Origin of the sequence: Mammaliicoccus sp. JADD-157 (assembly GCF_049310805.1) — a bacterium.
In the GTDB taxonomy this organism is placed as follows: domain Bacteria; phylum Bacillota; class Bacilli; order Staphylococcales; family Staphylococcaceae; genus Mammaliicoccus; species Mammaliicoccus lentus.
In genome coordinates this window covers 185,267-211,525 of record NZ_JBMOVZ010000003.1, presented here as the reverse complement: position 1 = coordinate 211,525, position 26,259 = coordinate 185,267, and the positions used below count along the sequence as shown (strand labels likewise).

Genomic DNA, 26,259 nt, shown 5'->3' with positions numbered 1-26,259 from the left:
AAATGTCCCCCTTTGACATTACAATTGTGAATAATTGATTAATGTTATCCCATTCGCTTTATTAAAAGTAGATTTTGCATGTTCGCTTGTTAATAAATCTAATTCTTCAATTCTTGGCATGACAAAAGATGAATGATTTCTTAAAAATTTATCTATATATGCTGGATGGCACATTATTTCTACAGTTTTATATAATTGATATTTCTCTCTGATGATTTCGATAGGGTTTAAAATTGTTTCAGGGTGATACTCAAAGTAATCAACCATTTTATAATTAGGATAATTCTTTTTATCTCCTAAATTATTTCGAATAGGCAGTTGATATTCAGATGCTAATTTTAAAAATACTGGTTCTATTATGTCTAAATTATTTACATGATGATGAGTATCCATATGAGTAGGTGTAATTCCAGTCTCTAAAAATTTATCGATTTGTTCTTTCCATTCGTTGTATAGTTCATTTGTGTCTATATAAAATTTTTGTTCGTAATGAGATAAATCTCTAAAATTTCCATCACTATCTACTAAAGTATATAAATTATGTGTTAATGGTTTCCCACAAGTTAAAGTTAGGTGAATGCCAATGCCTAGATTCGGGTTTTCTTTCGCAAGTTGGATTGCATGGTTAAAACCTGGCATATTTGTTAAGCAAGTCGTTGAAGTAAGTATGCCATTTTTAAAAGCATCGATAATTCCGTAATTTACCCCATTTGAATAACCGAAATCATCTGCATTTATGATAAGCTTCATAATGTTTCCTCCCTTTTATTTAAAACGGGCCAATGGTCTTTATTCGCTTCAAATAAATCTTTTAAGACTTCTTTCGCTTTATTCGTGTCTATGACAGTTCTATTTAAAATAAGGGCTTGCAATAACTTTTCATAATCATTATCAAAGTAAGCTTCGATTATTAATTTTTCATACGCGTATTGATTTTCTAGTAATCCTTTATAAAATGTAGATATTTCACCTATTTTAAAAGGCTCTACACCTTCGTTACCAAGTAAAGCGGGAACTTCTACAAGGGCGTCATAAGGTAGATTAGAAATAATTCCTTCATTCCTTGTCATTATAATAAACCGTTCTTTTAAGTGATGAACAAGCGAAGCGGCAATACGAATCATGTATATACCATGTATATCACCAGAAATATCAATATTCTGAGTACTATTTTGATTAATGATAACGTCGCAGTCAGTGAAAACCTCTTTTTCTCGTCCATTTATAACTTGTCTAGCTCGAGTATTGTCCATAGGTTCCTTTTTAGATAATTCATTAGGATAAAGATAATATTGTAAATACGTGTTAGGTAGATATTCATTAAAGTCTTGTATCATTTGTTTAGCTTGTTTAAAAGTAGCTTGCCAGGAAGGGTCATTGGCAATTAATTTATCTGTAGGTTTAAAATCATTATTCAGAATAAGTTGTTTGAGCTGAGATGTATAATCATAACCCTGCTTATTTCGTATACTCGTAAACCATCCAAAATGATTTAAACCAAAATAATCAGCTTCTAAATTCCATATATCTTCTTCCAATATGTCTGAATAGCTTTTCATAATTGCTATAGGCATATCACATATATTTAATAATCGTTTATCGTCAGGGAAGATTTTATCTAATGCTAGGCCAACAATTGCAGCAGGATTTGTATAGTTCAAAATCCAAGCATCTGAATTTAATGAACGAATATCATCGACAAGTTGAATCATATCAGGTATTGATCGTAACCCATAAGCCATGCCTCCAGCGCCGCATGTTTCTTGTCCTACTAATCCGTGTTTAATAGGTATTTGTTCATCTTTTTCTCTCATAGTTAGTCCGCCAGTACGAATTTGGACGAATATAATATCAGTATCTTTAAAGGCTTCTTTTTTATTAGAAGTATATTTAAAATTTTCTAATGAAGGGTAATGTTCTTTCAATAATATAGAAGCAGCACGTCCTATCTTTTCTTGTCGCGAAGTATCTGTATCGTATAGCGTAATATGACTTAGTGGTAAATGATTCGATTCTTCAATTAAACTCATTAATATACCTAGCGTATATGTACTTCCGCCACCAACTATTGTTAATTTACTCTTTTTCATTATTTTGTAACCCCTTTCAAGTAACATTATATAATATGTATTGTAAAAATCAATACAAATATAATACATATTTTAAATGTGTATGCTTTTTGAGTTTGAAGTGTTAAAATAAACTATGAAGGTGAGGGGTTTTTATGAGCAATAAGAAAATGCCTTTATATCAAAAAATCATGAAAAATATTCAAGATTATATTAAAAATCAAGGGCTAGAGCATGGAGATGTTATACCTACTGAAAAGGCTTTATCAGAAAAATATCAAGTAAGTAGGGTAACTATTAGAAAAGCTATTTCAAGACTAATAGAAAAAGAAATATTATACAGTATTAAAGGGAGCGGAACTTATGTAGCTTTCCCAAAATTTGAACATAATTTATTTAAGTTACAAGGATTTACTGAAGAAATGCAACCTTATCATGATTCTATTAAAAACAAAGTGATAGAATTTAGACTTATAAAACCAAATGAAGAAATACAAGAAATACTCAATCTCAACAAAGAAGAAAAAGTATATAACATAAAAAGGATTAGAAAATTGAACGGTGAAGTTTTAATTATAGAAAATGCTTATATACCGTTTGAACTATTTCCTGATCTTTCTGTTGAAGCGATGACTAAATCAAAATATGGTTGTTTAAAAGAAAAGGGATATGTTATAAAAAAAAGGGTAGAAGAGTTTATACCTAGGTTACCAAGTGAAGATACAATGGAAATTTTTAATATAAAATCTAATACTCCTTTATTAGAATTAAGAGCACATTCTATATTAAGTAATGATGAAATATTTGAATATTCTGAGGTATTGTATCATCCTAAAAAATATAAATTTAAATTAGAATTATCAAGATAACAAAAAGGGGAATATTATTATGTTATTACGAGAGAAGAAAGAAACAGATATTGAAGAACTAGCGAAAGTGCATTATGAGTCATGGCTTTCAACGTATAAAGGAATTATTCCTGAGAGTTATTTAGATGAAATTACTTTGGAGTCTTACATAGAAAATCATTATAAATTTAATGCACCTTGTATTGTTGCTGAAATAGATAATAAAATAGTAGGTTTTTTAATGTATGCTAAAGATAAAGATGATGATACTAGTGAAAATTGTGGAGAAATACTCGTTATTTATTTACTTGAAGCATATCAAAACCAAGGTGTAGGTACTCAATTAATGATAGAAGCTGAGAAGAAAATGAAACAGGAATATGATCAATTAAGTCTGTGGGTAATTGAAGATAATTTACAAGCAGTGAATTTTTATGAGAAGTGTGGATTTAAAAAAGATGGAAAAGTAGAATTAAGTGAACATGGTGTTGTTTTACGTGAAACCCGTATGATAAAAGATTTATAAAAACCATATTGCGATATTCATTTATCGCAATATGGTTTTTTATTTTATATATCGATTACATACACTTTAATATATTAGGATATTAATTCTTTGGAATTTAAGAATAAACAACGAGATTAAATTTTTTTAAAGTTTTTTTAGAATTATTAATAAAAATATGATTATTAATATAATACTAGGGTAACATACTAAAAAAGGAGGATATATATATGAGTAAAATTACAGATTCATTTATGAATGCATTAGATAGCATTATTGGATTTATTCCAAATTTAATTAGTGCGATTATTTTATTAATCGTAGCTTGGATTATTGCAGTAATTGTTAAAACGATTATTGTAAAAGGCTTAAGAGCTATTGGATTTGAAAAATGGTTAGAGAAAAAAGGATTAACTGAAGCAGGTAGTGGTAAATCTGAATCAGAAGGTTTAATTCAAACATTCGGTAAACTAGCTTACTTCATTATTTTCCTATTATTCTTACCATCAGTGTTTGATGCATTAAATATGACATCAGTATCGACACCTATTAAAAATATGATGGATAGTATTTTAAACTTCTTACCTAGAGTTATAGTAGCAGTAATAATACTAATAGTTGGTTTATTTATTGCTAAAGTATTAGGTACATTAGTTAAAAACTTATTAACTAATTTAAATGTTAGTCGTTATAACCATTATGTTAATTTTGGTGAAAACAAAGAAAGTATAGATATTCCTTCAGCTACAGGCTGGATTCTTACAACGATAATTGGTTTATTCTTTGTTGTTGAAGCTTTACACACTGTAAACTTACAAGTGTTAAATACAATTGGTGAAGCAATTATTGGTTACTTACCATTAGTTATCTCAGCAGCTATTATCTTAGTAATCGGTTTTGTTGGTGGTAACTTATTATCTAAACTTATCAAAAAATCTACAGGCAATGGTCTTGTAGCAGAAATTGTTAAGTATTTAGTAATTGTTGTTTCAGTATTTATGACACTAGATCAATTAAACTTTGCTCAAAGTATTGTTAACGTAGCATTCTTACTTATCTTAGGTGCTGTTGCAGTAGCATTTGCTATTTCATTTGGTATCGGTGGTAAGTCATTCGCAGAAAAAACTTTAAGAAAAGTTGAAGACAAAGCAGACTCTGATAAATAATATTGAAGAATCCAAATAAAGAGGCTGGGCTAAAATAATTGCCCAGCCTCTTGTATTATGATTTGGATTAATGAGGTAGAAAATCCAAATAGAGGTTAGTTATTGGATTAATGAGATAGAAAATCCAAGTAGAGGTTAGTTATTGGATTAATGAGATAGAAAATCCAAGTAGGGCCATAGTTATTGGATTAATGAGATAGAAAATCCAAGTAGGGCCATAGTTATTGGATTAATGAGATAGAAAATCCAAGTAGGTCCTTAGTTATTGGATTAATGACTAAGAAAATCCAAATAGAGGTTAGTTATTGGATTAATGAGGTAGAAAATCCAAATAGAGGTTAGTTATTGGATTAATGAGATAGAAAATCCAAGTAGGGCCATATTTTATGTAATTAACAACGTAGTAAATCCATAATATAAAACAAATCACATATCAAAATAAATGCTCCTAATCCTTAGTAGATTTAACTAAAGGGTTAGGAGCATTATTTTGATTTAGGGACTTATATCCCAAGGTGGTTATTATTTATTAAATACGAGTATTATATTTAAATTGTTACGATACCTAGTAAAATTGCGATAAATAGCATAACGATTGAGAATCCCCAAATCCAGAAGAATGCGTATTTAATATATTTACCCATATTAATTTCAGCTAACCCGACTGCTAACCAAAGAGCAGGTGAAAATGGACTAACGAATGTACCGATTATGTTTCCTATCATTAATGAATATGCTGTTGATAGTGAAGGTACACCAAATTGACTTGCAGTTGATTCTACAATTGGTAACACAGCAAAGTAATATGCATCTGTACTAGTTAATAAATCTAATGGAACACCTAGCATACCAATTATAATATGTAGATAAGGTCCAACTGCTGTTGGTATTACATCAATCAATGATAACGCGATTGATTCTAACATGCCAGTTTCATTTAAAATACCTAAAAATACACCAGCAGCTAAAATAACTGCGGCCATCATTAAAGCATTAGGTGCGTGTGCACGTAAGCGATCCATTTGTTCGTCAACATCTCTGAAGTTTAATGGTAATGCAATACCGACACCAATCATAAATGCTAATTCTGGTGGAACGATGTCTAATAACATCATTGCAACTATAGTAATTGTAAGTATAAGATTAAGCCAAAGAATATAAGTATGTTTTTTAGCTTCGCCTTTAATTGAAGCATTTTCTTCTTGATCTTTTTGATAATTTTCAATAATTTCATTCATGTCTACTTTAATTGTTTCTTCATTAGGAAATTCTCTTGCAATACGTTTCTTTTCTCTTAAGCCTAAATAAATAGCAAATAGAATTGCTAAGACGATACCTATTAATTGTATAGGTATGATGTTGTACCAAAGTTGATTAATATTATCTACTTTTAGCACTGAAGCTGTACGAGCCATTGGTCCGCCCCAAGGCACCATGTTAATAATAGCGGCACTTAGCGCAAGTAGTAACACTAATAAATAAGGACTCATTTTAAGTGTTCTATATAAAGGTAATAAAGCAGGAATCGCTAATAAGAAAGTAGTGGCACCAGCACCATCAAGTTGTGCAAAAGTACCAATAATGGTTGTGACAATTGCTACGATAATAATATTTCCACGTGTTAATTTAATCATGCCTTTAACTAGCGGTCTAAATAAGCCGCTATCTGAAATAATTCCAAAGTATATAATCGCGAAAATAAACATTACTGCTACATTAAATACTTGATCAAAACCAGAATCTACATATTTTCGTATATCTCCGAAACCATGTCCAAGAACTAATGCGCCAATAATAGGTATTATTGTCATACCGACTACTGGGCTAACCTTTTTAAAAATTAACATTGTGACAATGGATATTATGATAATAAGCCCCACAATTGTTAACATTGTATTTGCTTCTTCCATGAATGATCCCCCTCTTTAATTAAGCGCTTACAAATAATGTTAAACAAAAACTTTCTATGCAAAATGAACTCTTATAGAAAGCTTTAATTAGTATATCATTATAGAAAGTAAAAATGTACTGAATTTTAAGAATTTTTAGTTTTTGATATTATAAAATTTTTAATCAAGGTTTGATATTTTACATATTATGTTATAATTTAAGTAATTAAAGAAATATATATAAAGTTTTTAATTGTATAATAATATATTGAATAGGTATATAAAATGAATAAATACATAATAGCACTATTTAGCATCATGATTACGCTAACGCTAATAGGATGCTCAAATGATAGCAACAAAGAGACGGATTCATCAAAGAAAAGTGATTCAGGTAAAATTGTAAAATCAAAACAAGAAGAAAAAGCAAAATTGCCTAAAGATGTATTTCAATCAGATGAAAACAATCAATCATTAACTAAAGATGATGTGAAGAAAAGTATTCAAAAATATCTTAATACAAATGAATCAGTATATAATGTGACTTCAAAAATTGAAGAAAAAGTATGGGATGAACAAAATTTAACAAATGAAGAAACTAAGCAATTAGAACAAGCTCGTAAATTGTTAAACGAGAATGATCAAAACTTCTTTAATTATTTAAAAAATAATGAATTACCAAGCGAATATAAAAAAGATACATATAGAATAAGTGAGTACTTTACGGCCTATAATGATACTTTAAGTAAACTTGATAATAGTATTCAACAAATGGAAAAAAAGGCTAATGACGGTGAAATCTCAATTAAAGAAGTGAAAGATATAATACCAGATAGCAATAAAGTTAATGGTAAACAACAAGAGAAAATAGAAAAGTTCCGTAAAATATAGAATATTTCAATCAATAATATTCTTATTACTAGGTGTGACTGTATACTATAGTAATTATTGGGAAAGTTTTATTGGTGCTCTCATATATGGGATTGTAGCACTAGTCATATTTATAATGTTCAATAAAAAAATATATAAAATACAAGGATTTGAGTATGTTGATGAATAGAATGCTGAGTAATATAGATTTAATGAGAGTAGTTACAATATTTATAGTAATATTTATAAGTCTAGGCGTGGTGAAAATATTTGGTTTAGATAAAGGTGCTTATATTATTATTTTTATCGCTACGATTTCGTATTTATTCTTCGAATGGTTAAGAGCTAAAAAGGTAGCTAAAAATATTAAAAAATTTATGTTATTTAAAATGGGACTAGCTATCATAATAATGTGTATCGCATTATCATATTTTATTCTATTTTGGAAGTCTAATAGTAATTTGAGTATTTTTTATATCATTATTTACACTATCATTGGATTCGTTCACAGTTATATTGAAAAGAAATATTTAATTAAAAATACTAATAATGAAACAAATTCATAAGAGATAAATTGTATAAAAATACGCTTGTAATACATACGCAGGCGTATTTTTTATTTATTTTTATATAGAAAAAATAAACTTCTTGTAATGTTGTTGAATAAAAATATTGATATTTAATTGAAACGATAGTATTTTCAGAATTTTATATCAAAACATATAGACATTTATTTCCATATATTTTATAATTGATAACGGTTATCAATTATAAAAGGAGGAAAAATATGAATAATTATAAGAGGTTATTAGTTATGTTACTTGTTGCTAGTGCGTTATTTTTAACAGCTTGTAGTGATAGTAATAAATCAAATGATAAAGATAAAGAGGCGAAAGGTGAGGAACCTAAACAAGAAAAATCAATAGAAATTAAAGATGAATTGGGTCCGGTTCAACTTAAAGATAAACCTAAAAATATAGTTGTATTAGAATATTCATTTGCTGATGCTGTTAAAAATTTAGGTTCGACACCTGTTGGTATCGCTGATGACAATAAAAAAGAAATTATTAAGAAGTTATATGGAGAAGAAGTGAAATATACTTCTGTAGGTACACGTAAACAACCTAACTTAGAATCGATTAGTTCATTAAAACCAGATTTAATTATTGCAGATGTTCAAAGACATAAAGGCATTTATGAAGATCTTAAGAAAATCGCACCAACGATGATTTTAAAGAGTAGAGAAGCAAGCTTTGACGATGTAAATGCTTCATTTGAAAAAGTAGCAACTGCAATGGGCAAAGAAGATGAAGGCAAAAAGATGTTGGATGATTTAGAAGATAAATTAAAAGAAGCTAAATCAAAAAATGAAAAAGCTTCTAATAAAGATGAAAAAGTTATGATTGCTGTTGCGCGTGAAGATGCATTCCAAGCACATACCTCGCATTCTTATGTAGGCCAACTATTAGAGAAAATGGGCATGAAAAATGCGATTGAATCTAATAAAGCGTATGAAGAAGTAAACTTAGAAACATTATCTAAAGTAAATCCGGATAAATTAATTATTACTTCTGATAAAGATAAACCGATTACTGATGAATGGAAAAACAAAGAACTTTGGAAAGAGTTAAGTGCTTATAAAAAGGGTCAAATTCAAGAAGTGGATAGAGATTATTGGACTAGATTTAGAGGTTTCAAAGCAAATGAATACATCATGAAAGATGTAGAGAAAAATAATAAATAATTGAATGGAACAATGAGTGTGTAGTTTTATGCATTCATTGTTCCATCATTTCAATATTTAGTTGGTGAAATGATGCAGAGAAAGTCTATTATAACAATGGTCATGATTATCATATTAGTGATAGGTATGATATTGAATTTGAGTATAGGTTCAACGTTTATGAGTTTAAAGACGATATTTAATGCCATTGTAGCAGATGATCACTCTAAAGATGCGCTGATTATTAATACGATTCGTTTGCCAAGATTATTCGTTGCTATAATGGTAGGAATAAGTTTAGCTGTAGGTGGTGCTATTATGCAAGCTTTAACTAAAAATGCTTTGGCATCGCCTCAAACATTTGGAATTAATGCAGGAGCAGCATTGTTACTTGTTGCTTCAATTGTATATTTACCAGGCCATTCAGATACAATTAATCCTTATATTGCTTTTTTAGGTGCAATTGTAGGTGGGTTGATAGTATATACGTTTATTTATGGACACGAGAATAATCATGTACGATTAGCATTAGCAGGTATGACAATCCATTTATTATTATCTTCCATAACTGAAGTGTTGATAATACTTAATGAGAATTCTACTGATGTTTTGTATTGGTTAACGGGTTCATTAAATGGTAAGGATTGGGATGGTGTACAAATCTTATTACCCTGGTTTGTAATAGGTGTATCTGTTGCTTTATTTTTAGCTAAAGACTTAACCGTTTTATCATTAGGGGATATATTTGTAACGAGCTTAGGTCTTCATAAGAAACTAAAATATTTAATTTTTAGTTTTATTGTGATTATATTAGCTGGTTCGTCTGTAGCTGTAGCAGGACCAATTGCATTTATAGGTCTAATTGCACCTCATATTTCAAGAAGATTAATAGGTGGAGGGTATGAGAAGAACTTATACTTCACCGCATTAACAGGCGCAGTTATTCTCGTATATGCAGATACGTTATCACATATCATTGCTTACCCATATGAATCTCCAGTTGGAATTGTAACAGCACTAATCGGGGGACCATTCTTCTTATATCTTTGTAAAAATGGAAGGAGTGGTCTTAAATAATGAAGTATAAATGGAAGCTTATCATTGTGATAGTTGTTCTGATTATAAGTATCTTGCTACATGTACAAGTTGGATCACAATTTATTTCATTTAAAGATACATTAAACACGGTTGCTGGAACAACTGATGATTATGCATTTGTATTATATACATATAGAATACCAAGAATGGTCATTTCTTTAATTTCAGGTTTACTATTAGGATTAGCAGGTGCTATTGTACAAACATTACTTAGAAATCCATTGGCTTCACCTGATATTATAGGTGTTACTAAAGGTGCAGGATTATTTGCCGTTGCGCAGTCATTACTATTACCAGCATTGCCATTCTATTATCTAGGTATTTCTTCATTTCTTGGTGCGGTTATAATGATTATAATCATTATGTTCTTGGGGAGGATTTTTCAAGCGACAACTTATACGATAGCTTTAATTGGTGTAGCTTTAAGTGCTATATGCCAAGCTGGTATTCAGTACTTTATGATACGCTATCCAGATAATATCAATACTACATTGCTTTGGCTGTCGGGTAGTGTATGGAGTAGAGATTTTGATGACTTGTGGAATTTTATACCGAGTGTATGTATATTACCATTGATATTTATATTCGCAAATAAGTTGGATATTTTAAGTTTAGGTGATGAAGCGGCCATAAGTTTAGGAGAAAAGGTAAGTATTATTAGAAGTGCTTATTTATTCATGTCAGCAATATGTATTGGTTCCGTCGTATCTGTTACAGGTACAATTGGTTTTATCGGCTTAATATCTCCTCATATTGCAAGGTTATTAGTAGGAAGAAAAGCTATAAGACTTTTACCAGTTTCATCTATTATAGGGGCTATATTTTTACTTTTAGCGGATGCTATTGGTAAAGGTATTGCACCACCTGTAGAAATCCCAGCTGGGGTTATTACTGCAATAATTGGCGCACCATACTTTTTATTCTTACTTAAAAAAGAGAAATGAGTATGTAGAGAAGGAGAGTGTGAGGGTTGTCTTACTTCAGACAGAAGGAAGTCTAAAAAATATATCGAAAGTTACAAAAAGACCTTTCCATTATCTAAATATGATGGAAAGGTCTTTTTATAAAGTTATTTCATTTCTTTAAATGCTTTGTAGAATATTTCTCTTTGTTTTTCTAATGAGATTGGGTCATTATATTGTGTTTCTGTAACGTCAAATTTCACCACATGATTGTTCTTCATAGCATCTGTATTTTTCCATACATTTGTTTCTTCAAATTGCGCTTTTTGGTCGCCATTGGCAGCTATAATAACATAGTCTCCTAAATATTGATCAAATTGTTCTGGAGTGATAGTGAGTGTGCTTGTCTTTTTAGTTGCTGATTTTAATTCATCAGGTAACTTTAATCCCCAACCATCAAATATAATTTCTCCACCTCTGCCCATCTTATCGTTAAATGCAATGAGCCCTTTAGGTGTTTGCTGTAAAATAGTCGCTGTTTTTCCTTTTATTAATGGTTCCAGTTCTTTTTTATCTTTAGATAGTTGTGCTTTCCATTCTTTAAGCCATTTATCTGCTTTGTCTTGTTCTCCAACTAATTCAGCTAGCAGTTTTGTATTGTCTTCATATGTAGATTTCATGTTATCGAAAGTAACAGTAGGTGCTATTTTTTTAAGTTTATTTAAATTTTTGTCTTGAGATGTTGCGATAATTAAATCCGGTTTTGCTTTGGCAATTTGTTCAACGTTTGTGTTATCAATCTTCTTCGCATCTTTTGTAACATCATTTAATACTTTATTCTGCTTAACAAATTCTGGTACAGCTACTGGCTTATGTCCAAATTTTACTAATGCGCCCACGTATGTTGGATGTAATACAACGATACGTTTAGGGTCTTTTGGAACTTCAACTTTTTCTCCAGAATCGTTCGTAAATGATTTGGTATCAGATTTACTGCCTTCTGATTCTTTACTATTTTCTTCAGTGTTACTATTCCCACAAGCTGCTAAAAGCATAACTAAAACAAGCATAAAAACGGATAATTTTTTCATCATCGTCCTCCTATTTTTTTGTAAATGATAATTCTTCTCAATTATACCAAATTGAAAAACCATTACAATAAATTTTTGGAAAATTAAAGTAGGAAACATTTGAAGAATTAGGTAAAAACAAGTAGAATTAAAAAAGAATCGATACTTGAAAGGAGTGAGATAATAATGGAATGGCTCATAGGGTTACTAGGAGAAGATATATTATTTAATTATTTAACGTTTAGTATACATTACTTCATTCCAATATTATTAACGCTTCTATTTGTATACCTAGAAATGCAAGCAAGTATCAAATTGAACGAGACATGGCATTTACAACCATCTACTGAAGTACAAGATCAGTATATCTTTGTATGGATGGTACCTATATTAAGATGGAGAATAAAATGCCTGTCGAAAACAGTCGGTGAAGAAGACGCGTTGCCAATATATTAAATCATATTTTATTTAATATATTGGAGGAAAATTTTTTGAAAAAACTATACACAGTAATCGCATTTTTAGCAATATCATTAATACTAGGAGGATGTGCACCACAAGAAGGTGGCATGTTCCATTCAACATTTGTTGAACCATTTGTTCATCTTATTAAATTCTTTGCATCATTTTTCGGTAATAGTTACGGAATAGGTATCATCATTGTAACGCTATGTGTACGATTGATTGTAATGCCTTTCATGTTACGTTCTTTTAAAGGGCAGAAGAAAATGCAATTTAAAATGAAACAACTTAAACCACAAATAGACGAAATTAATAAGAAAATGAAATCAGCTAAAGATGAAACTGAAAAAGCACAATACAGCCAAGAAATGATGGCTTTATATAAAGATAATGATGTAAATCCTTTAAACATGGGTTGTTTACCGATGTTGATACAAATGCCAATATTAATGGCATTATACTTTGCAATATATAATAATGATGCATTAGCAAGTCATAACTTTGCTTGGTTTAATCTAGGCACACCAGATATATACATGGCTCTGATTGCAGGTGGATTATATTTATTACAAGCATATTTATCAACACGTTATTTACCAGATGAATCTAATAACCAAATGAAATATATTATGTATATAAGTCCAATTATGATATTTATTGTGAGCTTGAATATGCCAGCAGCATTACCATTATATTGGAGCGCTAGTGCAATCGTCTTAATTATTCAGCAGTATATATCAAATAAATACTTTAATTATCACGAAGAAGAAATTGAAGTACAAACAAGTACGTCATAATATAAAACAAAAAGACCTTTCCAATCCGAGATTAAATCTAGAGGATTGGAGGGGTCTTTTTATTTAGTCGGTTTTGAAGTTGCATTCTTTTTACGCTTTTTTATTACCAGTTGTATTATTACTAATATAACCGCTAATGAAACAAGTAAGATATTCCTCGTTGCGCCTATAGGTACTAAAAAGTGTATAACTGTAGATATTATTATAAATGGAAGTATATAAATTAACGCATCTTTTACTTTAAATGTTCTAAACGATTCATCCCGTATTTGGAATACAAAAAGAAAAATCGTCATAAAGAATATTATAAAAATGAGAGCTAACCAATCTATAGAATCTGATATTACCCAGCCACAAAACATAATGAAAAGTGTTAATGAGATAAGATATTTGATTTTGCTTAACATAGTGTGTTCTCCTATTCGTACAGTTTTATTCTGAAATGAACACCTTTTTCTGTTGGTAATGATTATTTATCTTTTGGTTTAAGTGACTTTATATTTTTGAATCCTGAACGATGGTCCGCAAGTTGCTCCATTACTTCATGCCAGTCTGTTCCTGCTTCTCCAAATGTTTCTTGTAGTAATTCATTTTGGGCACGGTTTAATTTGTTTACTAGTGCACTGCCTTCTTCAGTTGGGTATAGACATTTTACACGTTTATCGTTTGGTGAGTCGGCATCTCTTATAAGTCCTTTTTCTTTAAGCATTTTCAATGATGCATGCGAAGCTTGTTTAGATATTTCTAATGTTTCGAGTAAGTCTTTAATCGTAATGCCAGGTAGCTGATCAATAAAGAATAAAAATCTATGATGTTGTCTACTCATTCCGTGATCTTTAATGATGTCGTCTGCTGTATTTATAAATGTTTTGTATGCGAAGTAAAAAAGCATATGATCATAATTATTTTTATTATCCATAGTGTCGTCTCCTTTTTGTTCATTATAATAGAAAAAAGAATAAAACGCATTTATAGGTCAAGTTAATTGACTTAATTAGTATAAAGGCATACAATAGTAATTGTTAGATAGATTAAAGAAACTATAAGAAATATCCAAAGATATTTTTTTACACTAATAGGTCAATATAATTGACCTAAATAGTTATTCAATATATATAAAGGTGGAATGGACATGAAAAAACGTGTTGGGGAATATTTAATGGATTGTTTAAGTGAAGCTGGGGTAAACAAAGTTTTTGGTGTTCCTGGTGATTTTAACTTAGCATTTTTAGATGATATTATAAGCCATGAAAATTTAGATTGGGTTGGTAATACGAATGAATTGAATGCAAGCTATGCAGCTGACGGTTATGCAAGATTGAATGGAATTGCTGCAATGGTAACGACTTTTGGAGTAGGTGAATTAAGTGCTGTAAACGGGATTGCAGGCTCATATGCTGAACGTGTACCTGTCATTCAAATTACTGGGGCACCTAGTACTGTAGTTGAAAATGCAGGAAAATATGTACACCATTCTTTAGGAGAAGGACAATTCGATAACTATAGAAAAATGTATGAAGAAATTACAACAGCTCAAGGGTATATTACAACAGAGAATGCACAACAAGAAATTCCACGCTTGATTAATGCTGCACTATCTGAAAAGAGACCAGTACACATACATTTACCTATTGATGTAGCACAATCTGAAATTGAAATTACAGAAGGATTTAAATTAGCTGAACCGGAACAACAAGATGTTTCTAATATTGTTAAGATGGTTCAAGAAAAACTTCAATCTGCTAAACAACCTGTTATTATAGCAGGGCATGAAATAAATAGTTTTAAACTGCATGAACAATTAAACGAATTTGCACAATTAACGCAAATACCAGTAGCACAATTATCTTTAGGTAAAGGTGCATTTAATGAAGAAAGTCCCTTATATATGGGAATTTATGATGGTAGTATCGCTGAAGAAAACATTAGAAATTATGTAGATAATAGTGATGCAATATTAAATATCGGTGCAAAATTAACAGACTCAGCTACGGCAGGGTATTCATTTGGTTTTGATATTGATGATGTCGTAATGATTAATCATTACAATTTCAAATTAAATGAAACAAAAATATTTGATATCACGTTGCCAAATCTTATAAATGGTTTACTTGATGTGAATTATGAAAATAAAGCATCATATCCAAAGCTTAAACGTGCAGCAAAAGGCAACTATACAGTGAATAACGAACCGTTAACGCAAGAAACATACTTTAAAATGATGCAAGAGTTTATAGGTATTGATGATGTTGTGTTAGCTGAACAAGGAACGTCATTCTTCGGCGCTTATGACTTAAATTTATACAAAGATAATACATTTATAGGACAACCTTTATGGGGTTCAATCGGATATACTTTACCAGCAACTTTAGGTACACAACTTGCTGATTTATATAGAAGAAATATTTTATTAATAGGTGATGGTTCATTACAATTAACAGCACAAGATCTTTCAACTATGATTAGAGAAGATTTAAAACCTGTTATATTCGTGATAAATAATGATGGTTATACTGTTGAACGTAAAATTCATGGTGAAAACCAACCATATAATGACATTCAAATGTGGGATTATAAACTACTACCAGCAGTGTTCGGTGGGAAAGATAAAGTCGCTATACATGATGTAGAAACATCTGAAGACTTAGAAAAAACATTATTAAACATTAATTCAAAACCAAATCAAATGCATTTTGTCGAAGTGAAAATGGCAGCTTCAGACGCACCAGTAAAATTAGACGCAATTGGTAAAGCATTTTCTAAACAAAATAGTTAATATTAAAAAAGAGGCATTGTTTTAAATAATGCCTCTTTTTATACATATAGGATGCTTATAGCAGTATAAACGAGTAGTAATGCCATTATAAGATTAAACATTAATTCATATTGGTTTATAAATTTTTTGAAGATGCTACCAAAAACGCTCCAACTAAATGTTCCTAAGAAACCAATTAAAGCTAAATAAATAAGCAGTATAAATTGCAATAATGGATCTTCAAAATTAGGTGTAACAAAAGCTGCGACAACACTCAATGCATAAATTGTACCTTTAGGATTGATGAATTGAAGAGCCATTCCAAATTTAATGTTATTATATTTTTCGCTAAAACCATTTTCATCTGTACTTTTACTTGTAGCAATTTTATAAGCTAAATATAATAAATACACAGCACCAAAAATCTTCATAAATAATTGAACTTTAGGGAATACTTGATATAAAAATGAACTAAAAAAGTTCGAAATAAGTAATAATAAAAAGAAACCTAAACCGACACCGATACAAAATCTTAAAGAACCAATCATGCCGTTATGTTTGGAATAAAAAAGAGACATAATATTGTTAGGGCCAGGCGTGAAACTAGAAACTACAGCGTAAATGGTCATAGACAGAACGAGCATTTAAAAACCTCCCTAAATATGCTATAACGTTTTTATATTCGTTATAGTTGTTGTGCTTTATATTATAACTTTAGTGCGTTATATTGTAAATAAGAAGGTGAAATTGTATGAGAGAGATTCATGAAATAATAGCAGAAAATCTTAAAAAATATCGAAAAAATGAAGGGCTAACTTTAGATAAAGTAGCGACAATGACAAGCGTTAGCAAAACAATGCTTGGACAAATTGAAAGATTGGATTCAATACCATCCATCTCAACTATTTGGAAAATATCTAACGGATTAAAATTGTCATTTACTTCTTTAATAGAAGAGCAAACTGAAGATATTGAAGTCATTAAAAAATCAGAGTTACACGAAATAACGATGGATAATGATAAATATAAAGTTTATCCATATTTCTCATTTGAACAGGATAAACAATTTGAAATCTATATGGTTGAAATTGAACCGGGTGGATTTTTAGAAAGTGAACGACATACAAACGGTGCAACAGAATATTTAACTGTATATGAAGGAGAACTAGAACTAGTAGTTAATAATCAAGTTTATTATCTAGAAAAGAATGATTCAATTAAATTCAAAGCAAACTGTCAGCACAGTTACCGCAATAAAGGTAATGATACAACTAAAATAAATATGACGATACATTATGCTTCATTGTAAACAACAACGAAACCGGGTCCGGGGTATAATCATTTGTCTTGGATTTTTGTTATGTCAGCGTGATTAGCTTTTAATGTGCAAGAAATATAAGACAAGCCCGTTACATTTTCTAACGTGCTAGTGTTTGAAAACAAGCCCGTTAGCGCGATATTTTCCATGTTTTTGTAAAGTGCTGACGCCTTAGGGAATAGTTCTGATCCAATCAAGTATTGCCAATATAACAAAAGGACTGAGACATTGAATCCCAGACTCATATCCCAGGAAAGCATGCACGAACAATATCGTAGTAGATTATATAAAAATAACATCTCATTTCTAACTGAATAAATCAGTGCAATGAGATGTTATTTATTTTGAGTTAGGAATTATTTATCAAACTTTTTTCAATCCCAATCCCGCTACCTTTGCTTATTATTGATATATGGCAATGTTGAAATTATGGATGGAATATAACTTTGTCGTAATGTTTCTTCTTATTAACTAAGTTATAAAATGTATCTGGACCTTCACTTAATGGTAACTTATCTGAAATGATAGGTTCAACTTGGATTTCTCCAGTAGCCATATAATGTAATGTTGCAGTCCATTCTTTCCCAGGAAATGGGGCAGATAGACCATTCCATGAACCTAAAACGTTTAATTCATTCCGTAATATTTTTTCAAAATGTGTGCGTTCTAATTCGATATCTGCATAAGGTATGCCTAATAGTAATACCTCTCCACCTTTAGTAGGGAGTGTTAGTACTTGTCCGATAGTAAAAGGTGATCCAGCAGATTCTACAGCGACATCTATTTTACAATTGATTTCTGATATTGCGTCTTCGAGTGATTTATCTTTTGAGTTAATGATATAGTCTGCACCGAGTTCTTTAGCTATTTCTAATTTACGACTATCTATATCGATAGCAATAATTGTTGTAGCGCCAAATATTTTTGCCCATTGGATAGCTAGTAAGCCAATACTACCACATCCCATCACTGCTACAGTAGCACCGGGGTTCATATTGGTACGATAAAAACCGTGTGATACAACAGCAGATGGCTCAACCATAGCTGCTGTATCAAAGTCGACGTTATCAGGTAATTTTAATACATTATGTGAGGGTAATTTGACATATTCAGCAAAGCAACCTGGTACATATGAACCTATAACATAGAGTTTTTCACATCTTGAGTATTCACCTTTTTCACAATACTGACAAGTGTGACATGCAATTGCAGGGCAACCCGTTACCGAGTCCCCAACTTTAACATGTGTAACTTCATCTCCGATTTCTTCAACTATACCAGAGAATTCATGACCGAAAGTCATCCCTTCTCGGTAAGGACCAAGTTTCTTATAGCGTGAAGTGTCTGATCCACATATGCCAGTTGCTTTTACTTTAATAATGACATCAGTAGGTGTTTGGATAGTAGGATTTGATGTATCTTCAAATCTCAAATCTTCAACACCGTATAAATTTAATGATTTCAAATGTTTCACCCTCCCTTGATTATAAATTGTTATGACTGGTCAGCAGAAACTTCTTTCTTCTTGAATAACTTTGCTCCAAAGTAACTTAAGAAAACAGCACTATTACAAACGAGTAAGTTATTCATGTAAAAATCAGTAATACCTCTCATTGGTCCAAGCATAAAATCTAACATTGGTTCTACCATATTCAATAATCTCCTTTAATAATTTATTGGATAGGGCGGAGTAATACTTTAATACCTTCTCCACCTTTAATGTGGTTATATCCTTCGTCCCATTGTGTTATATCTAATTCAGTAGTAACGAGCGCTTCAGCGTTAACTTCTCCAGTACTTAATAGTTGTAATGAAGGTTCCCAATCTGCAGGTTTTTGACTTCTACTACCAACTACTCTAATTTCTTTTTGTACGATTTTTTCTAAATCAAAAGGAATTTCAGGGTCTTTAAAAATACCCACTTGAACATATCGGCCTTTTTTACGTAATAAATCAAGACCTTGTTTTGCAGCTGGTACAGCACCTGAACATTCTAATACTACATCAGCGCCATAACCATCTGTTAAATCATTAACGTATTCTTTCAAATCAGTATGTTGGATGTTAACCACGTGATCTAAGTTCAGTTCTTCTGCTTTTTTTAAACGTGCTTTATCGTTGTCTAAGCCAGTAATAATGACTTTTCCACCTTTACTTTTCACAACTTGAGCGACTAATAATCCTATAGGACCTGGCCCCATAACTACAACCGTGTCGTCTTGATAAATATCGATTTTAGAAACGGCGTGGTAAGCACAAGCTAATGGTTCTGTCATAGAAGCGGCTTTATAAGATACGTTATCTGGTAATTTATGAACGCTTGCAGCACGAGCAACTAAATAATTAGTAAATCCACCATTTTGCTGTGTTCCTAGACCTTTTCTATGGTTACAAAGGTTGTAGTCACCAGTTTTACAATATTCACATTCACCGCATATATAATAAGTTGTTTCTGAAGTCACACGATCGCCAACTTTAAAATCATTAACATTTGAGCCTACTTCGACAATTTCTCCTGAAAATTCATGACCTAATGTAACAGGGTAGTTTACTTTATAGTGACCCTCATACGTGTGTACATCAGTACCGCAAATACCAGCATAATGAACTTTTATTTTCACTTCATTTTCAGAAGGTGTGGGAATTTCCTTTTCTAATATTTCTAAATTACCAAATCCAGGTTCAGTTTTTACTAATGCTTTCATGAACTTTCATCCCCTTATTATTAATTAAACAAACTAAAGAACTTGAAGATAATATAGTTTAAGATGTTACCACCTTGGTCAAGACTTGAGATTTGTGATGAGCCTGATGGCATTTTGACGTTTGTTCCATCTGCCATACTAGTAAAGATAGGTGCTACATCTGTTGCAATGTATAAAGAAATAGCAACCATAATTGTACCGACAATTACAGAATGTATGATGTTACCACGTGCGGCACCTACTATAAATGCAACGATAAATGGTATTGTAGCTAAGTCACCAAATGGTAAGACTTGGTTACCAGGTAAAATAACTGCTAATAAAACTGTAATTGGTACTAAAATTAATGCAGTTGAAATAACTGCTGGGTGGCCAAGTGCAACTGCTGCGTCTAGACCAATGTAAATTTCACGATCACCGAATCGTTTATTTAACCAAGTACGTGCAGATTCAGAAACTGGCATTAAACCTTCCATTAAAATCTTAACCATACGAGGCATTAATACCATTACTGCTGCCATCGACATACCTAAATTAATAACATCTCCAGCGTTATAACCCGCTAATATACCGATAATTAAACCTAGAACTAAACCAACAAATATAGATTCACCAAATGCGCCGAAACGTTTTTGAATTGTTTCTGGATCAGCGTTTAATTTGTTAATGCCAGGAATTTTTTGAAGTCCTTTCACTAAGAAAATCCCAGGAACATATGAAATTGTACTACCAGTAGCAATTGAAACACCTGGTAGATCATAGAACTCACTCATCATTGGAGCTGTCCAGTCTGCTACTTTCAGACAAACAATTTGGAACAGTGCAGCAGCGACTAAAGCTTGCCAAATACTACCTGAAATTGCATAAACCATGGCACCCATGAATGTGTAATGCCAGAAGTTCCATATATCTACGTTCATTGTTTTTGTAGTCTTTGTTAATAACATAATGACGTTAATAACGATACCTAATGGAATGATAAAAGCTGCAATAACTGAAGCCCAAGCGATTGAAGAAGTTGCTGGCCAACCTACATCAATAACATTTAAACTTACACCTAAGTTTTTAACCATTGCTTGTGCTGCTGGTCCTAAGTTATTTACAAGTAAATCAATAACTAAAAATATACCTACGAATGCAACACCGATTGTTAAACCTGAACGGAATGCTGCACCGACTTTTTGTCTAAAGAATAAACCTAGTAAAAATATAACAATCGGTAGAATAACCGTTGCACCTAAGTCTAGAAAAGCTTGAATAAAATCTACGAAACCACTCATACCCTACACCATCCTCTTTTTTAGAAGAATGAGGTTGAAATATCAAAGTCGTGAATTTCAACCACATGCTAGTTATTTTGATTTTAAAAACTTATTATTTTTGTAATGCGTCTAAGATTTCTTTTTTAGTATCTTCTACACCAATACCAGTTAAGAAGTTACGTGCATTAATTACTGGGAAGTCATATTCTTTTTGAGTCATAGCTGTTGTAACGAGAAGGTCTGCTGTATCCGCATATGCGCCAACTTCTGAAATTTTAATTTGTTTTAAATCTACTTTAATATTGTGTTCTTTAGCCATTTCCTCTATTGCGTTATTTACCACTGTCGATGTTGCGATACCTGCTCCACATGCTACTAATACTTGTTTCATAATTATTTCCTCCTAATTTTAAGAATTTAATATTTAAATTCTTTTTCCTGTTATATTTTAATTTTTTAAACTTCGCTTAATTCTTTATCTATCGTTTCTACGATTGTTTCTTTGTCAGTTGCGTTTGCAATAGTTTCTAAAATTTCATCATTTTGGAATATGCCCATTAATTTTTGAAGTAATGAAAGTTGAGCATCCTCTTTATCCATTGCTAGCATAAAAATTAACTTCACATCTGTTGTTTCTTTTTCTTCTCCCATAATGACAAATGGAACTGTTTCTTTGAGCGTAGCGATACCGATTGCTTTAGATTGTACGTGTTGAATGTCGGTATGCGGGATTGCCACAGAACAATACACAGTTGGTAAACCTGTTGCAAATGAACGTTCTCTTTCTATTACAGCATCTTTATAAGATTCTTTAACATATCCGTTTTGATACATTTGGTCAGATAACTTACTTAATGCTTCTTCATTTGTCGATGCCTCTAAATCTATAAGGACATTCGAGATATCGATTTTCAAATCTTGCATATAACGCAACCCCTTTGTTTTAATCTATTTTTGAGTAATGCTTAATAATTTCATAAACTTCTCTTTTAGATTGAGTTTGTGAAATACGTTGAATATTTTGAGTATCTTGAGACAGATCTCTTAATTGTAGTAGGGGACGTAAATGTTTAAATTTATCAGCTGCAGCAATGACTACAAAGATATAAACGTCTAATCCTGTACTTAATTTAAGAGGTTCTTCTAGTACCAACATACTCATTGAAGTACGGTTAACAGTATCCTCGCCATCAGCATGAGGTATCGCTATATTTTGATTGATTACCATATAAGTATCGTCAAAAGCATTGTTCATCAAGTCTATATACTGATTATCGATATACCGCATTTTGACAAGGGGTTCAGCTGCTAATTGAATAGCTTCCTCGATACTCATAACATTTTTTGTGAAATGAATATGATTTACAGGTAATAAATCTTGTAAATCTAAATTGCTATTTATAGACAAAGTAGATGCTTTAATGGATGAATATGCATACGTATCTTCAAATTGGTCTTTAATTTGATTGAACAGTTCAGCTTCGTTATGAACCGTCGCATGTTCACGTATAATTGAAAGCATTTTTTCGGCTTGGATATCTGTTTCTAAAGTGTTATTTAATTGACCAAAAACATGTTGCCTTAGCTCGTGTTTCTCTTGAGCAGTCAAAATCGTTTTTGTAATGTACAATTTTTTATTCGTCATAATGTGCATTGGCGAAAATACGATATCAAAATCTAAATCGTATTGATTAAATTCGCGAAGTGACAAAGCATCTAGAAAAATAAATTCTGGAAATACACTTCTTAATTCTTGCAACATTAATTTCGAAATAGAAGTTCCTTGTGTACAAACAACAACGGCTTTTACTTTCTGATCGATATCTTCATCTTGTCTTCGTAAACTTCCGCCTATTAACATTGTTAAATAAACTGTTTCTTTATCCGGTAATTCTTGGTTAAGAAACTTTTCTAAAGGCTTAGAAGACAATTTGACTAAGTGAAATAGCTCTTTATAATCTTCTTTTAGTGAATTTGTTAAGCTATCAACATCAGATAATTGATAACGAATACGATAAAATGCAGGCTTCATATGATGCATAAGCTGATGAATTAACGATTCTTTATCTTTAAAAGTAATAAATGTTAGTTTTTCAAATTGCTCAATCATTTCTTCAAGTGCGTATTGAAGTTCTGGCAGATGTTGAACATCATGTAATTCTGACCATTGAACACTCGTTGATAATAATTGCAAAGTTATAAATAACTTTTCTTGCATAGGTATTTCTTGATAATTTGAAGTTAAAATTTCAGTTGCTTGATATTCTTGAGTATCTGAAAGATCATCATAACCGATAGAAAATGGTGCGACTATCTTATCGTGATTAATTCGCCTTAATATCAAGTAAAGTTTATAAGGTAATGTAAGTGTACTTTCGTCAATGAACATATTATTTAAATATTGTTCCACTTTATTAATGTGTTTGTTAATCAATATTATTTTGTCTTCTTCTATATTTAAACTATTGATTACGTCATTTTCTGAAATATTTAAAGTGAATACTTTATCAATTAATCTCATCAATAAGCGTCTTACTTCAAATTCATTACCAGATAAGTAATATCCTTGTTGGCGTGAATAATTAATTGATACATTGTATGAGCTTATTAGTTCCTTTAATTGTTTAATGTCATTGAGTACGGTATTCTTACTTACTTCTAAATCGATTGAGAAGTGATTTAAAGATAGTACTTCATTTTCTCTAAACAACATCAACAAAATGAGGTGCGCGCGCTGATAGGCTGTATAAACCTGCTCACTTTCTTGATAGAGAGTTTCACTAGGAATATTAAGAAAATCTTTAATTGAATCATCAACTATAAAGAAACCTTGACTAGTTCTTTCTATTTGTGGATAGTCTTGTTCTTTCAACCAATCATTTAACTTTTGAATTCTGTATCCTAGTTGTCTGCGAGAAATGTTAAACATCGATTCTAAATCTTTACCTTTTATTTTTGGATTTTTGATCATTTCAGTTATGATATTAAAGTTTTCCTTCTGTATATTGATTCCCTCCTTTGTTGTTAAGTCCAATTTATCACAGCACATCAAAGAGTTGTACAACCTTTAATCACAAATGTTATTTATATTTATGTACATCATTGTGATTATGTACGTAATAAGTGTATTTATTTTTTATAAATGATGTATTTTTATTCCATTTATCTATTATTGATTTTTTATATTTCAATGTTATATTGAATGTTATTAAATTTTTATAAACCCAAAAATTTTAAAGTTGATAAGAATTTTTAATTATTTATATAGGAGTGATTTTAGTGCATATTGATGTACTATATGAGGATAATCATTTACTCATAGTGGAAAAGCCAGTCAATATTGCAGTTCAAGAAGATGCATCAAAAGATATGGATTTATTGAACATGCTAAAAAGTTATATTAAAGAAAAGTATAATAAGCCTGGTGATGTATACCTAGGACTTGTACATAGACTTGATAGACCAGTAGGAGGCGTGATGGTATTTGCACGTACATCTAAAGCAGCATCTCGTTTGTCTAATGAATTGAGAAAACAACAAATTTATCGAAAATATAAAGCGATTATTCGTGGAACATTACCTAATAAACAAGGGGAATTAGTGGACTACTTATACAAAGATCGTAAGAAGAATCTTGTAAGTGTCGTTAGTTCTAAGAATAAAGATGGTAAAAAAGCGATACTTGAATATAAAGTTTTAAGTAAAAAAGATAATTTGAGTATGTTAGAAGTAGAATTAAAAACTGGTAGATCTCATCAAATTAGAGTTCAATTAGCTAATCAAGGTACACCCCTTTATGGTGATCAAAAATATGGGGAGCACGTAAATAAACATGGGCAACAAATTGCGCTTTGGGCATCTAGCTTAAGTGTTAAGCACCCGACTAAAGATGAAATGATTACGGTTGAATCAGAACCACCAAAAGAATATCCATGGGCTGAATTTACACATACGTCAGTCTAACCTGTACATAATATTAAGGAAAAAATATTTTCTTCTTGCTTATAACGTAAGGTCACAAGATACAATTAAACTAACACTAATATAGTGATCGTTATAAAAATGAGGAGGCAAAATATGAAGTGGACTACAGGTGAAGTAGCAGAATTATGTGATATCACAGTTAGAACTGTGCAGTATTATGATAAGAAAGGTTTAGTTAAGCCGAGCGCAATTTTAAATAATAGAAGATTTTATACTGAAGAAGAACTCAATCAACTACGAATTGTTACAACATTGAAAGATATGAATTTTTCATTGAAAGAAATTAAAGAATTACTTTATTCAACGCAATCTATTAAAACGCTCAATATGTTGTTAGATGAAAAGTTACTGCAACTTGATGATAATATAGAGCATAATAAGCAAAAGCATAAACAAATTAAGTTTGTAAAAGAGAGTATTAGTAAAGAAAGTAATTATCCTGTATCTAATATTTTAAATTTAAGAAATAAGTCTGAAGAACATCAAAAGATGCAAAACTTTCGAAAAAAGTTTATGGGAATATCAATAGGCGTAGGAGTTATACAATACAGTAGTATATTGATGGCTATATTAAAAAAGAAATGGAAACCAATTATTATTGTTTATCCATTTATCATACTATATGCAGTAATAGCTTCAAAGCGTTATTATGAGGTCGTTCAATATGTGTGCCCAAATTGTCAAAGGGATTTCAAACCAAAATTTTCAGAGTGGTTTACTTCAAATCATACGTATCAAACTAGAAAATTAAAGTGCCCAAAATGTGGCGTAGAGAGTTATTGTCTTGAGACATATAAATAAAATAATAGATTATAAAAAGCCAAGCCATTGATAAT

At 30.8% G+C, this 26,259-nt stretch carries 28 protein-coding genes; 14 read left to right on the top strand and 14 right to left on the bottom strand.

All coding sequences use genetic code 11. The features are described 5' to 3' along the window. Window positions 1-18 precede the first annotated feature (18 nt). Complete coding sequence (gene chbG, locus ACO6VN_RS10220) at window positions 19-750, bottom strand: chitin disaccharide deacetylase (protein WP_194200446.1); 732 nt, start codon at window positions 748-750, stop codon at window positions 19-21. After that, window positions 747-2,090 (bottom strand): 6-phospho-alpha-glucosidase, encoded by a 1,344-nt coding sequence (locus ACO6VN_RS10215; RefSeq protein WP_216683529.1) that lies wholly within the window; start codon window positions 2,088-2,090, stop codon window positions 747-749. The genes chbG and ACO6VN_RS10215 overlap by 4 nt, the downstream gene beginning before the upstream one ends. Before the next feature lie 134 nt (window positions 2,091-2,224). On the opposite strand from ACO6VN_RS10215, the gene ACO6VN_RS10210 reads away from it, so the two are divergent. From ACO6VN_RS10210 to ACO6VN_RS10200, 3 genes are all read left to right on the top strand, one after another. Beyond that, window positions 2,225-2,938: a GntR family transcriptional regulator gene (locus ACO6VN_RS10210; protein WP_422404624.1), complete on the top strand. Its 714-nt coding sequence runs from the start codon at window positions 2,225-2,227 to the stop codon at window positions 2,936-2,938. A gap of 19 nt (window positions 2,939-2,957) precedes the next feature. Continuing rightward, entirely contained in the window at window positions 2,958-3,443 is a 486-nt protein-coding gene (locus ACO6VN_RS10205; RefSeq protein ID WP_216683528.1) for a GNAT family N-acetyltransferase, read from the top strand. A gap of 209 nt (window positions 3,444-3,652) precedes the next feature. Further along, the gene (locus ACO6VN_RS10200; RefSeq protein ID WP_016999842.1) at window positions 3,653-4,588 is read left to right on the top strand and encodes a mechanosensitive ion channel; all 936 of its coding nucleotides are present in this window, start codon (window positions 3,653-3,655) and stop codon (window positions 4,586-4,588) included. Between the two features lie 548 nt (window positions 4,589-5,136). Here ACO6VN_RS10200 and ACO6VN_RS10195 read toward each other — a convergent pair. Then, on the bottom strand, window positions 5,137-6,498 hold the full coding sequence (locus ACO6VN_RS10195) for a CitMHS family transporter (RefSeq protein WP_422404623.1): 1,362 nt from the start codon (window positions 6,496-6,498) through the stop codon (window positions 5,137-5,139). A 264-nt stretch (window positions 6,499-6,762) separates the two neighbouring features. On the opposite strand from ACO6VN_RS10195, the gene ACO6VN_RS10190 reads away from it, so the two are divergent. The 5 genes from ACO6VN_RS10190 to ACO6VN_RS10170 all read left to right on the top strand — a co-directional run bounded on the left by ACO6VN_RS10190 (window position 6,763) and on the right by ACO6VN_RS10170 (window position 11,112). Then, window positions 6,763-7,368 carry an NDxxF motif lipoprotein gene (locus ACO6VN_RS10190; RefSeq protein WP_422404622.1) on the top strand — a complete coding sequence of 202 codons (606 nt, stop codon included), beginning with the start codon at window positions 6,763-6,765 and terminating at the stop codon, window positions 7,366-7,368. Window positions 7,369-7,529: 161 nt separating this feature from the next. Further along, the gene (locus ACO6VN_RS10185; RefSeq protein ID WP_194200450.1) at window positions 7,530-7,913 is read left to right on the top strand and encodes a hypothetical protein; all 384 of its coding nucleotides are present in this window, start codon (window positions 7,530-7,532) and stop codon (window positions 7,911-7,913) included. Window positions 7,914-8,134: 221 nt separating this feature from the next. Then, on the top strand, window positions 8,135-9,091 hold the full coding sequence (locus ACO6VN_RS10180; protein WP_422404621.1) for an ABC transporter substrate-binding protein: 957 nt from the start codon (window positions 8,135-8,137) through the stop codon (window positions 9,089-9,091). A 72-nt stretch (window positions 9,092-9,163) separates the two neighbouring features. Further along, window positions 9,164-10,147 carry a FecCD family ABC transporter permease gene (locus tag ACO6VN_RS10175; RefSeq protein WP_194200452.1) on the top strand — a complete coding sequence of 328 codons (984 nt, stop codon included), beginning with the start codon at window positions 9,164-9,166 and terminating at the stop codon, window positions 10,145-10,147. Then, on the top strand, window positions 10,147-11,112 hold the full coding sequence (locus tag ACO6VN_RS10170; protein ID WP_194200453.1) for a FecCD family ABC transporter permease: 966 nt from the start codon (window positions 10,147-10,149) through the stop codon (window positions 11,110-11,112). The genes ACO6VN_RS10175 and ACO6VN_RS10170 overlap by 1 nt, the downstream gene beginning before the upstream one ends. 125 nt (window positions 11,113-11,237) lie before the next feature. On the opposite strand, the gene ACO6VN_RS10165 is transcribed toward ACO6VN_RS10170, so the two are convergent. Beyond that, on the bottom strand, window positions 11,238-12,161 hold the full coding sequence (locus ACO6VN_RS10165; protein WP_016999859.1) for an ABC transporter substrate-binding protein: 924 nt from the start codon (window positions 12,159-12,161) through the stop codon (window positions 11,238-11,240). A gap of 165 nt (window positions 12,162-12,326) precedes the next feature. On the opposite strand from ACO6VN_RS10165, the gene ACO6VN_RS10160 reads away from it, so the two are divergent. Together ACO6VN_RS10160 and yidC are read left to right on the top strand one after the other, a co-directional pair. Then, window positions 12,327-12,596 (top strand): hypothetical protein, encoded by a 270-nt coding sequence (locus ACO6VN_RS10160; protein WP_422404620.1) that lies wholly within the window; start codon window positions 12,327-12,329, stop codon window positions 12,594-12,596. 35 nt (window positions 12,597-12,631) lie between these two features. Then, window positions 12,632-13,399 carry a membrane protein insertase YidC gene (yidC, locus tag ACO6VN_RS10155; protein ID WP_070045193.1) on the top strand — a complete coding sequence of 256 codons (768 nt, stop codon included), beginning with the start codon at window positions 12,632-12,634 and terminating at the stop codon, window positions 13,397-13,399. A 59-nt stretch (window positions 13,400-13,458) separates the two neighbouring features. Here the strand turns inward: yidC and ACO6VN_RS10150 are convergent, their stop codons facing one another. Together ACO6VN_RS10150 and ACO6VN_RS10145 are read right to left on the bottom strand one after the other, a co-directional pair. Continuing rightward, a complete protein-coding gene (locus ACO6VN_RS10150; RefSeq protein WP_194200456.1) occupies window positions 13,459-13,806 on the bottom strand; it encodes a hypothetical protein in 348 nt (115 codons plus the stop codon). A gap of 62 nt (window positions 13,807-13,868) precedes the next feature. Next, the gene (locus ACO6VN_RS10145; protein ID WP_016999873.1) at window positions 13,869-14,318 is read right to left on the bottom strand and encodes a MarR family winged helix-turn-helix transcriptional regulator; all 450 of its coding nucleotides are present in this window, start codon (window positions 14,316-14,318) and stop codon (window positions 13,869-13,871) included. Window positions 14,319-14,531: 213 nt separating this feature from the next. Between ACO6VN_RS10145 and ACO6VN_RS10140 the strand changes: the two genes are divergently transcribed. Beyond that, window positions 14,532-16,175 carry an alpha-keto acid decarboxylase family protein gene (locus ACO6VN_RS10140; protein ID WP_231051432.1) on the top strand — a complete coding sequence of 548 codons (1,644 nt, stop codon included), beginning with the start codon at window positions 14,532-14,534 and terminating at the stop codon, window positions 16,173-16,175. Window positions 16,176-16,213: 38 nt separating this feature from the next. Here ACO6VN_RS10140 and ACO6VN_RS10135 read toward each other — a convergent pair whose 3' ends face one another. Next, window positions 16,214-16,798 (bottom strand): LysE family transporter, encoded by a 585-nt coding sequence (locus tag ACO6VN_RS10135; RefSeq protein ID WP_147640787.1) that lies wholly within the window; start codon window positions 16,796-16,798, stop codon window positions 16,214-16,216. A gap of 107 nt (window positions 16,799-16,905) precedes the next feature. On the opposite strand from ACO6VN_RS10135, the gene ACO6VN_RS10130 reads away from it, so the two are divergent. Then, window positions 16,906-17,463, top strand: coding sequence for a helix-turn-helix domain-containing protein (locus ACO6VN_RS10130; protein WP_422404619.1), 558 nt, complete (start codon window positions 16,906-16,908; stop codon window positions 17,461-17,463). A 436-nt stretch (window positions 17,464-17,899) separates the two neighbouring features. Here ACO6VN_RS10130 and ACO6VN_RS10125 read toward each other — a convergent pair whose 3' ends face one another. From ACO6VN_RS10125 to ACO6VN_RS10095, 7 genes are all read right to left on the bottom strand, one after another. After that, the gene (locus ACO6VN_RS10125; RefSeq protein WP_194200459.1) at window positions 17,900-18,937 is read right to left on the bottom strand and encodes a galactitol-1-phosphate 5-dehydrogenase; all 1,038 of its coding nucleotides are present in this window, start codon (window positions 18,935-18,937) and stop codon (window positions 17,900-17,902) included. Window positions 18,938-18,966: 29 nt separating this feature from the next. After that, window positions 18,967-19,122, bottom strand: coding sequence for a hypothetical protein (locus ACO6VN_RS10120; RefSeq protein WP_017000186.1), 156 nt, complete (start codon window positions 19,120-19,122; stop codon window positions 18,967-18,969). A gap of 23 nt (window positions 19,123-19,145) precedes the next feature. Further along, window positions 19,146-20,177 carry a zinc-binding dehydrogenase gene (locus ACO6VN_RS10115; RefSeq protein ID WP_216683516.1) on the bottom strand — a complete coding sequence of 344 codons (1,032 nt, stop codon included), beginning with the start codon at window positions 20,175-20,177 and terminating at the stop codon, window positions 19,146-19,148. 20 nt (window positions 20,178-20,197) lie between these two features. After that, complete coding sequence (locus ACO6VN_RS10110; protein ID WP_017000188.1) at window positions 20,198-21,457, bottom strand: PTS galactitol transporter subunit IIC; 1,260 nt, start codon at window positions 21,455-21,457, stop codon at window positions 20,198-20,200. Between the two features lie 94 nt (window positions 21,458-21,551). After that, window positions 21,552-21,830 (bottom strand): PTS sugar transporter subunit IIB, encoded by a 279-nt coding sequence (locus ACO6VN_RS10105; protein ID WP_135021610.1) that lies wholly within the window; start codon window positions 21,828-21,830, stop codon window positions 21,552-21,554. 65 nt (window positions 21,831-21,895) lie between these two features. Further along, window positions 21,896-22,363, bottom strand: coding sequence for a PTS sugar transporter subunit IIA (locus ACO6VN_RS10100; protein WP_194200461.1), 468 nt, complete (start codon window positions 22,361-22,363; stop codon window positions 21,896-21,898). A gap of 19 nt (window positions 22,364-22,382) precedes the next feature. After that, window positions 22,383-24,473: a BglG family transcription antiterminator gene (locus tag ACO6VN_RS10095; RefSeq protein WP_343222329.1), complete on the bottom strand. Its 2,091-nt coding sequence runs from the start codon at window positions 24,471-24,473 to the stop codon at window positions 22,383-22,385. Window positions 24,474-24,718: 245 nt separating this feature from the next. Between ACO6VN_RS10095 and ACO6VN_RS10090 the strand changes: the two genes are divergently transcribed. Then, a complete protein-coding gene (locus ACO6VN_RS10090; RefSeq protein ID WP_194200462.1) occupies window positions 24,719-25,402 on the top strand; it encodes a pseudouridine synthase in 684 nt (227 codons plus the stop codon). A 114-nt stretch (window positions 25,403-25,516) separates the two neighbouring features. Then, window positions 25,517-26,224 (top strand): MerR family transcriptional regulator, encoded by a 708-nt coding sequence (locus ACO6VN_RS10085; RefSeq protein WP_194200463.1) that lies wholly within the window; start codon window positions 25,517-25,519, stop codon window positions 26,222-26,224. Window positions 26,225-26,259 lie beyond the last annotated feature (35 nt).

Bases quoted from the DNA above. Each gene is read 5' to 3' on its own strand.
- ACO6VN_RS10210 (WP_422404624.1), top strand. From the start codon at position 2,225: ATGAGCAATAAGAAAATGCCTTTATATCAAAAAATCATGAAAAATATT.
- ACO6VN_RS10115 (WP_216683516.1), bottom strand. From the start codon at position 20,177: ATGAAAGCATTAGTAAAAACTGAACCTGGATTTGGTAATTTAGAAATA.
- ACO6VN_RS10180 (WP_422404621.1), top strand. From the start codon at position 8,135: ATGAATAATTATAAGAGGTTATTAGTTATGTTACTTGTTGCTAGTGCG.
- ACO6VN_RS10165 (WP_016999859.1), bottom strand. From the start codon at position 12,161: ATGAAAAAATTATCCGTTTTTATGCTTGTTTTAGTTATGCTTTTAGCA.
- ACO6VN_RS10120 (WP_017000186.1), bottom strand. From the start codon at position 19,122: ATGGTAGAACCAATGTTAGATTTTATGCTTGGACCAATGAGAGGTATT.
- ACO6VN_RS10200 (WP_016999842.1), top strand. From the start codon at position 3,653: ATGAGTAAAATTACAGATTCATTTATGAATGCATTAGATAGCATTATT.
- ACO6VN_RS10140 (WP_231051432.1), top strand. From the start codon at position 14,532: ATGAAAAAACGTGTTGGGGAATATTTAATGGATTGTTTAAGTGAAGCT.
- chbG (WP_194200446.1), bottom strand. From the start codon at position 750: ATGAAGCTTATCATAAATGCAGATGATTTCGGTTATTCAAATGGGGTA.
- ACO6VN_RS10110 (WP_017000188.1), bottom strand. From the start codon at position 21,457: ATGAGTGGTTTCGTAGATTTTATTCAAGCTTTTCTAGACTTAGGTGCA.
- ACO6VN_RS10190 (WP_422404622.1), top strand. From the start codon at position 6,763: ATGAATAAATACATAATAGCACTATTTAGCATCATGATTACGCTAACG.
- ACO6VN_RS10150 (WP_194200456.1), bottom strand. From the start codon at position 13,806: ATGTTAAGCAAAATCAAATATCTTATCTCATTAACACTTTTCATTATG.
- ACO6VN_RS10195 (WP_422404623.1), bottom strand. From the start codon at position 6,498: ATGGAAGAAGCAAATACAATGTTAACAATTGTGGGGCTTATTATCATA.
- ACO6VN_RS10135 (WP_147640787.1), bottom strand. From the start codon at position 16,798: ATGCTCGTTCTGTCTATGACCATTTACGCTGTAGTTTCTAGTTTCACG.
- ACO6VN_RS10170 (WP_194200453.1), top strand. From the start codon at position 10,147: ATGAAGTATAAATGGAAGCTTATCATTGTGATAGTTGTTCTGATTATA.
- ACO6VN_RS10175 (WP_194200452.1), top strand. From the start codon at position 9,164: ATGCAGAGAAAGTCTATTATAACAATGGTCATGATTATCATATTAGTG.
- ACO6VN_RS10145 (WP_016999873.1), bottom strand. From the start codon at position 14,318: ATGGATAATAAAAATAATTATGATCATATGCTTTTTTACTTCGCATAC.
- ACO6VN_RS10215 (WP_216683529.1), bottom strand. From the start codon at position 2,090: ATGAAAAAGAGTAAATTAACAATAGTTGGTGGCGGAAGTACATATACG.
- ACO6VN_RS10160 (WP_422404620.1), top strand. From the start codon at position 12,327: ATGGAATGGCTCATAGGGTTACTAGGAGAAGATATATTATTTAATTAT.
- ACO6VN_RS10085 (WP_194200463.1), top strand. From the start codon at position 25,517: ATGAAGTGGACTACAGGTGAAGTAGCAGAATTATGTGATATCACAGTT.
- ACO6VN_RS10205 (WP_216683528.1), top strand. From the start codon at position 2,958: ATGTTATTACGAGAGAAGAAAGAAACAGATATTGAAGAACTAGCGAAA.
- ACO6VN_RS10185 (WP_194200450.1), top strand. From the start codon at position 7,530: ATGAATAGAATGCTGAGTAATATAGATTTAATGAGAGTAGTTACAATA.
- ACO6VN_RS10105 (WP_135021610.1), bottom strand. From the start codon at position 21,830: ATGAAACAAGTATTAGTAGCATGTGGAGCAGGTATCGCAACATCGACA.
- ACO6VN_RS10100 (WP_194200461.1), bottom strand. From the start codon at position 22,363: ATGCAAGATTTGAAAATCGATATCTCGAATGTCCTTATAGATTTAGAG.
- ACO6VN_RS10130 (WP_422404619.1), top strand. From the start codon at position 16,906: ATGAGAGAGATTCATGAAATAATAGCAGAAAATCTTAAAAAATATCGA.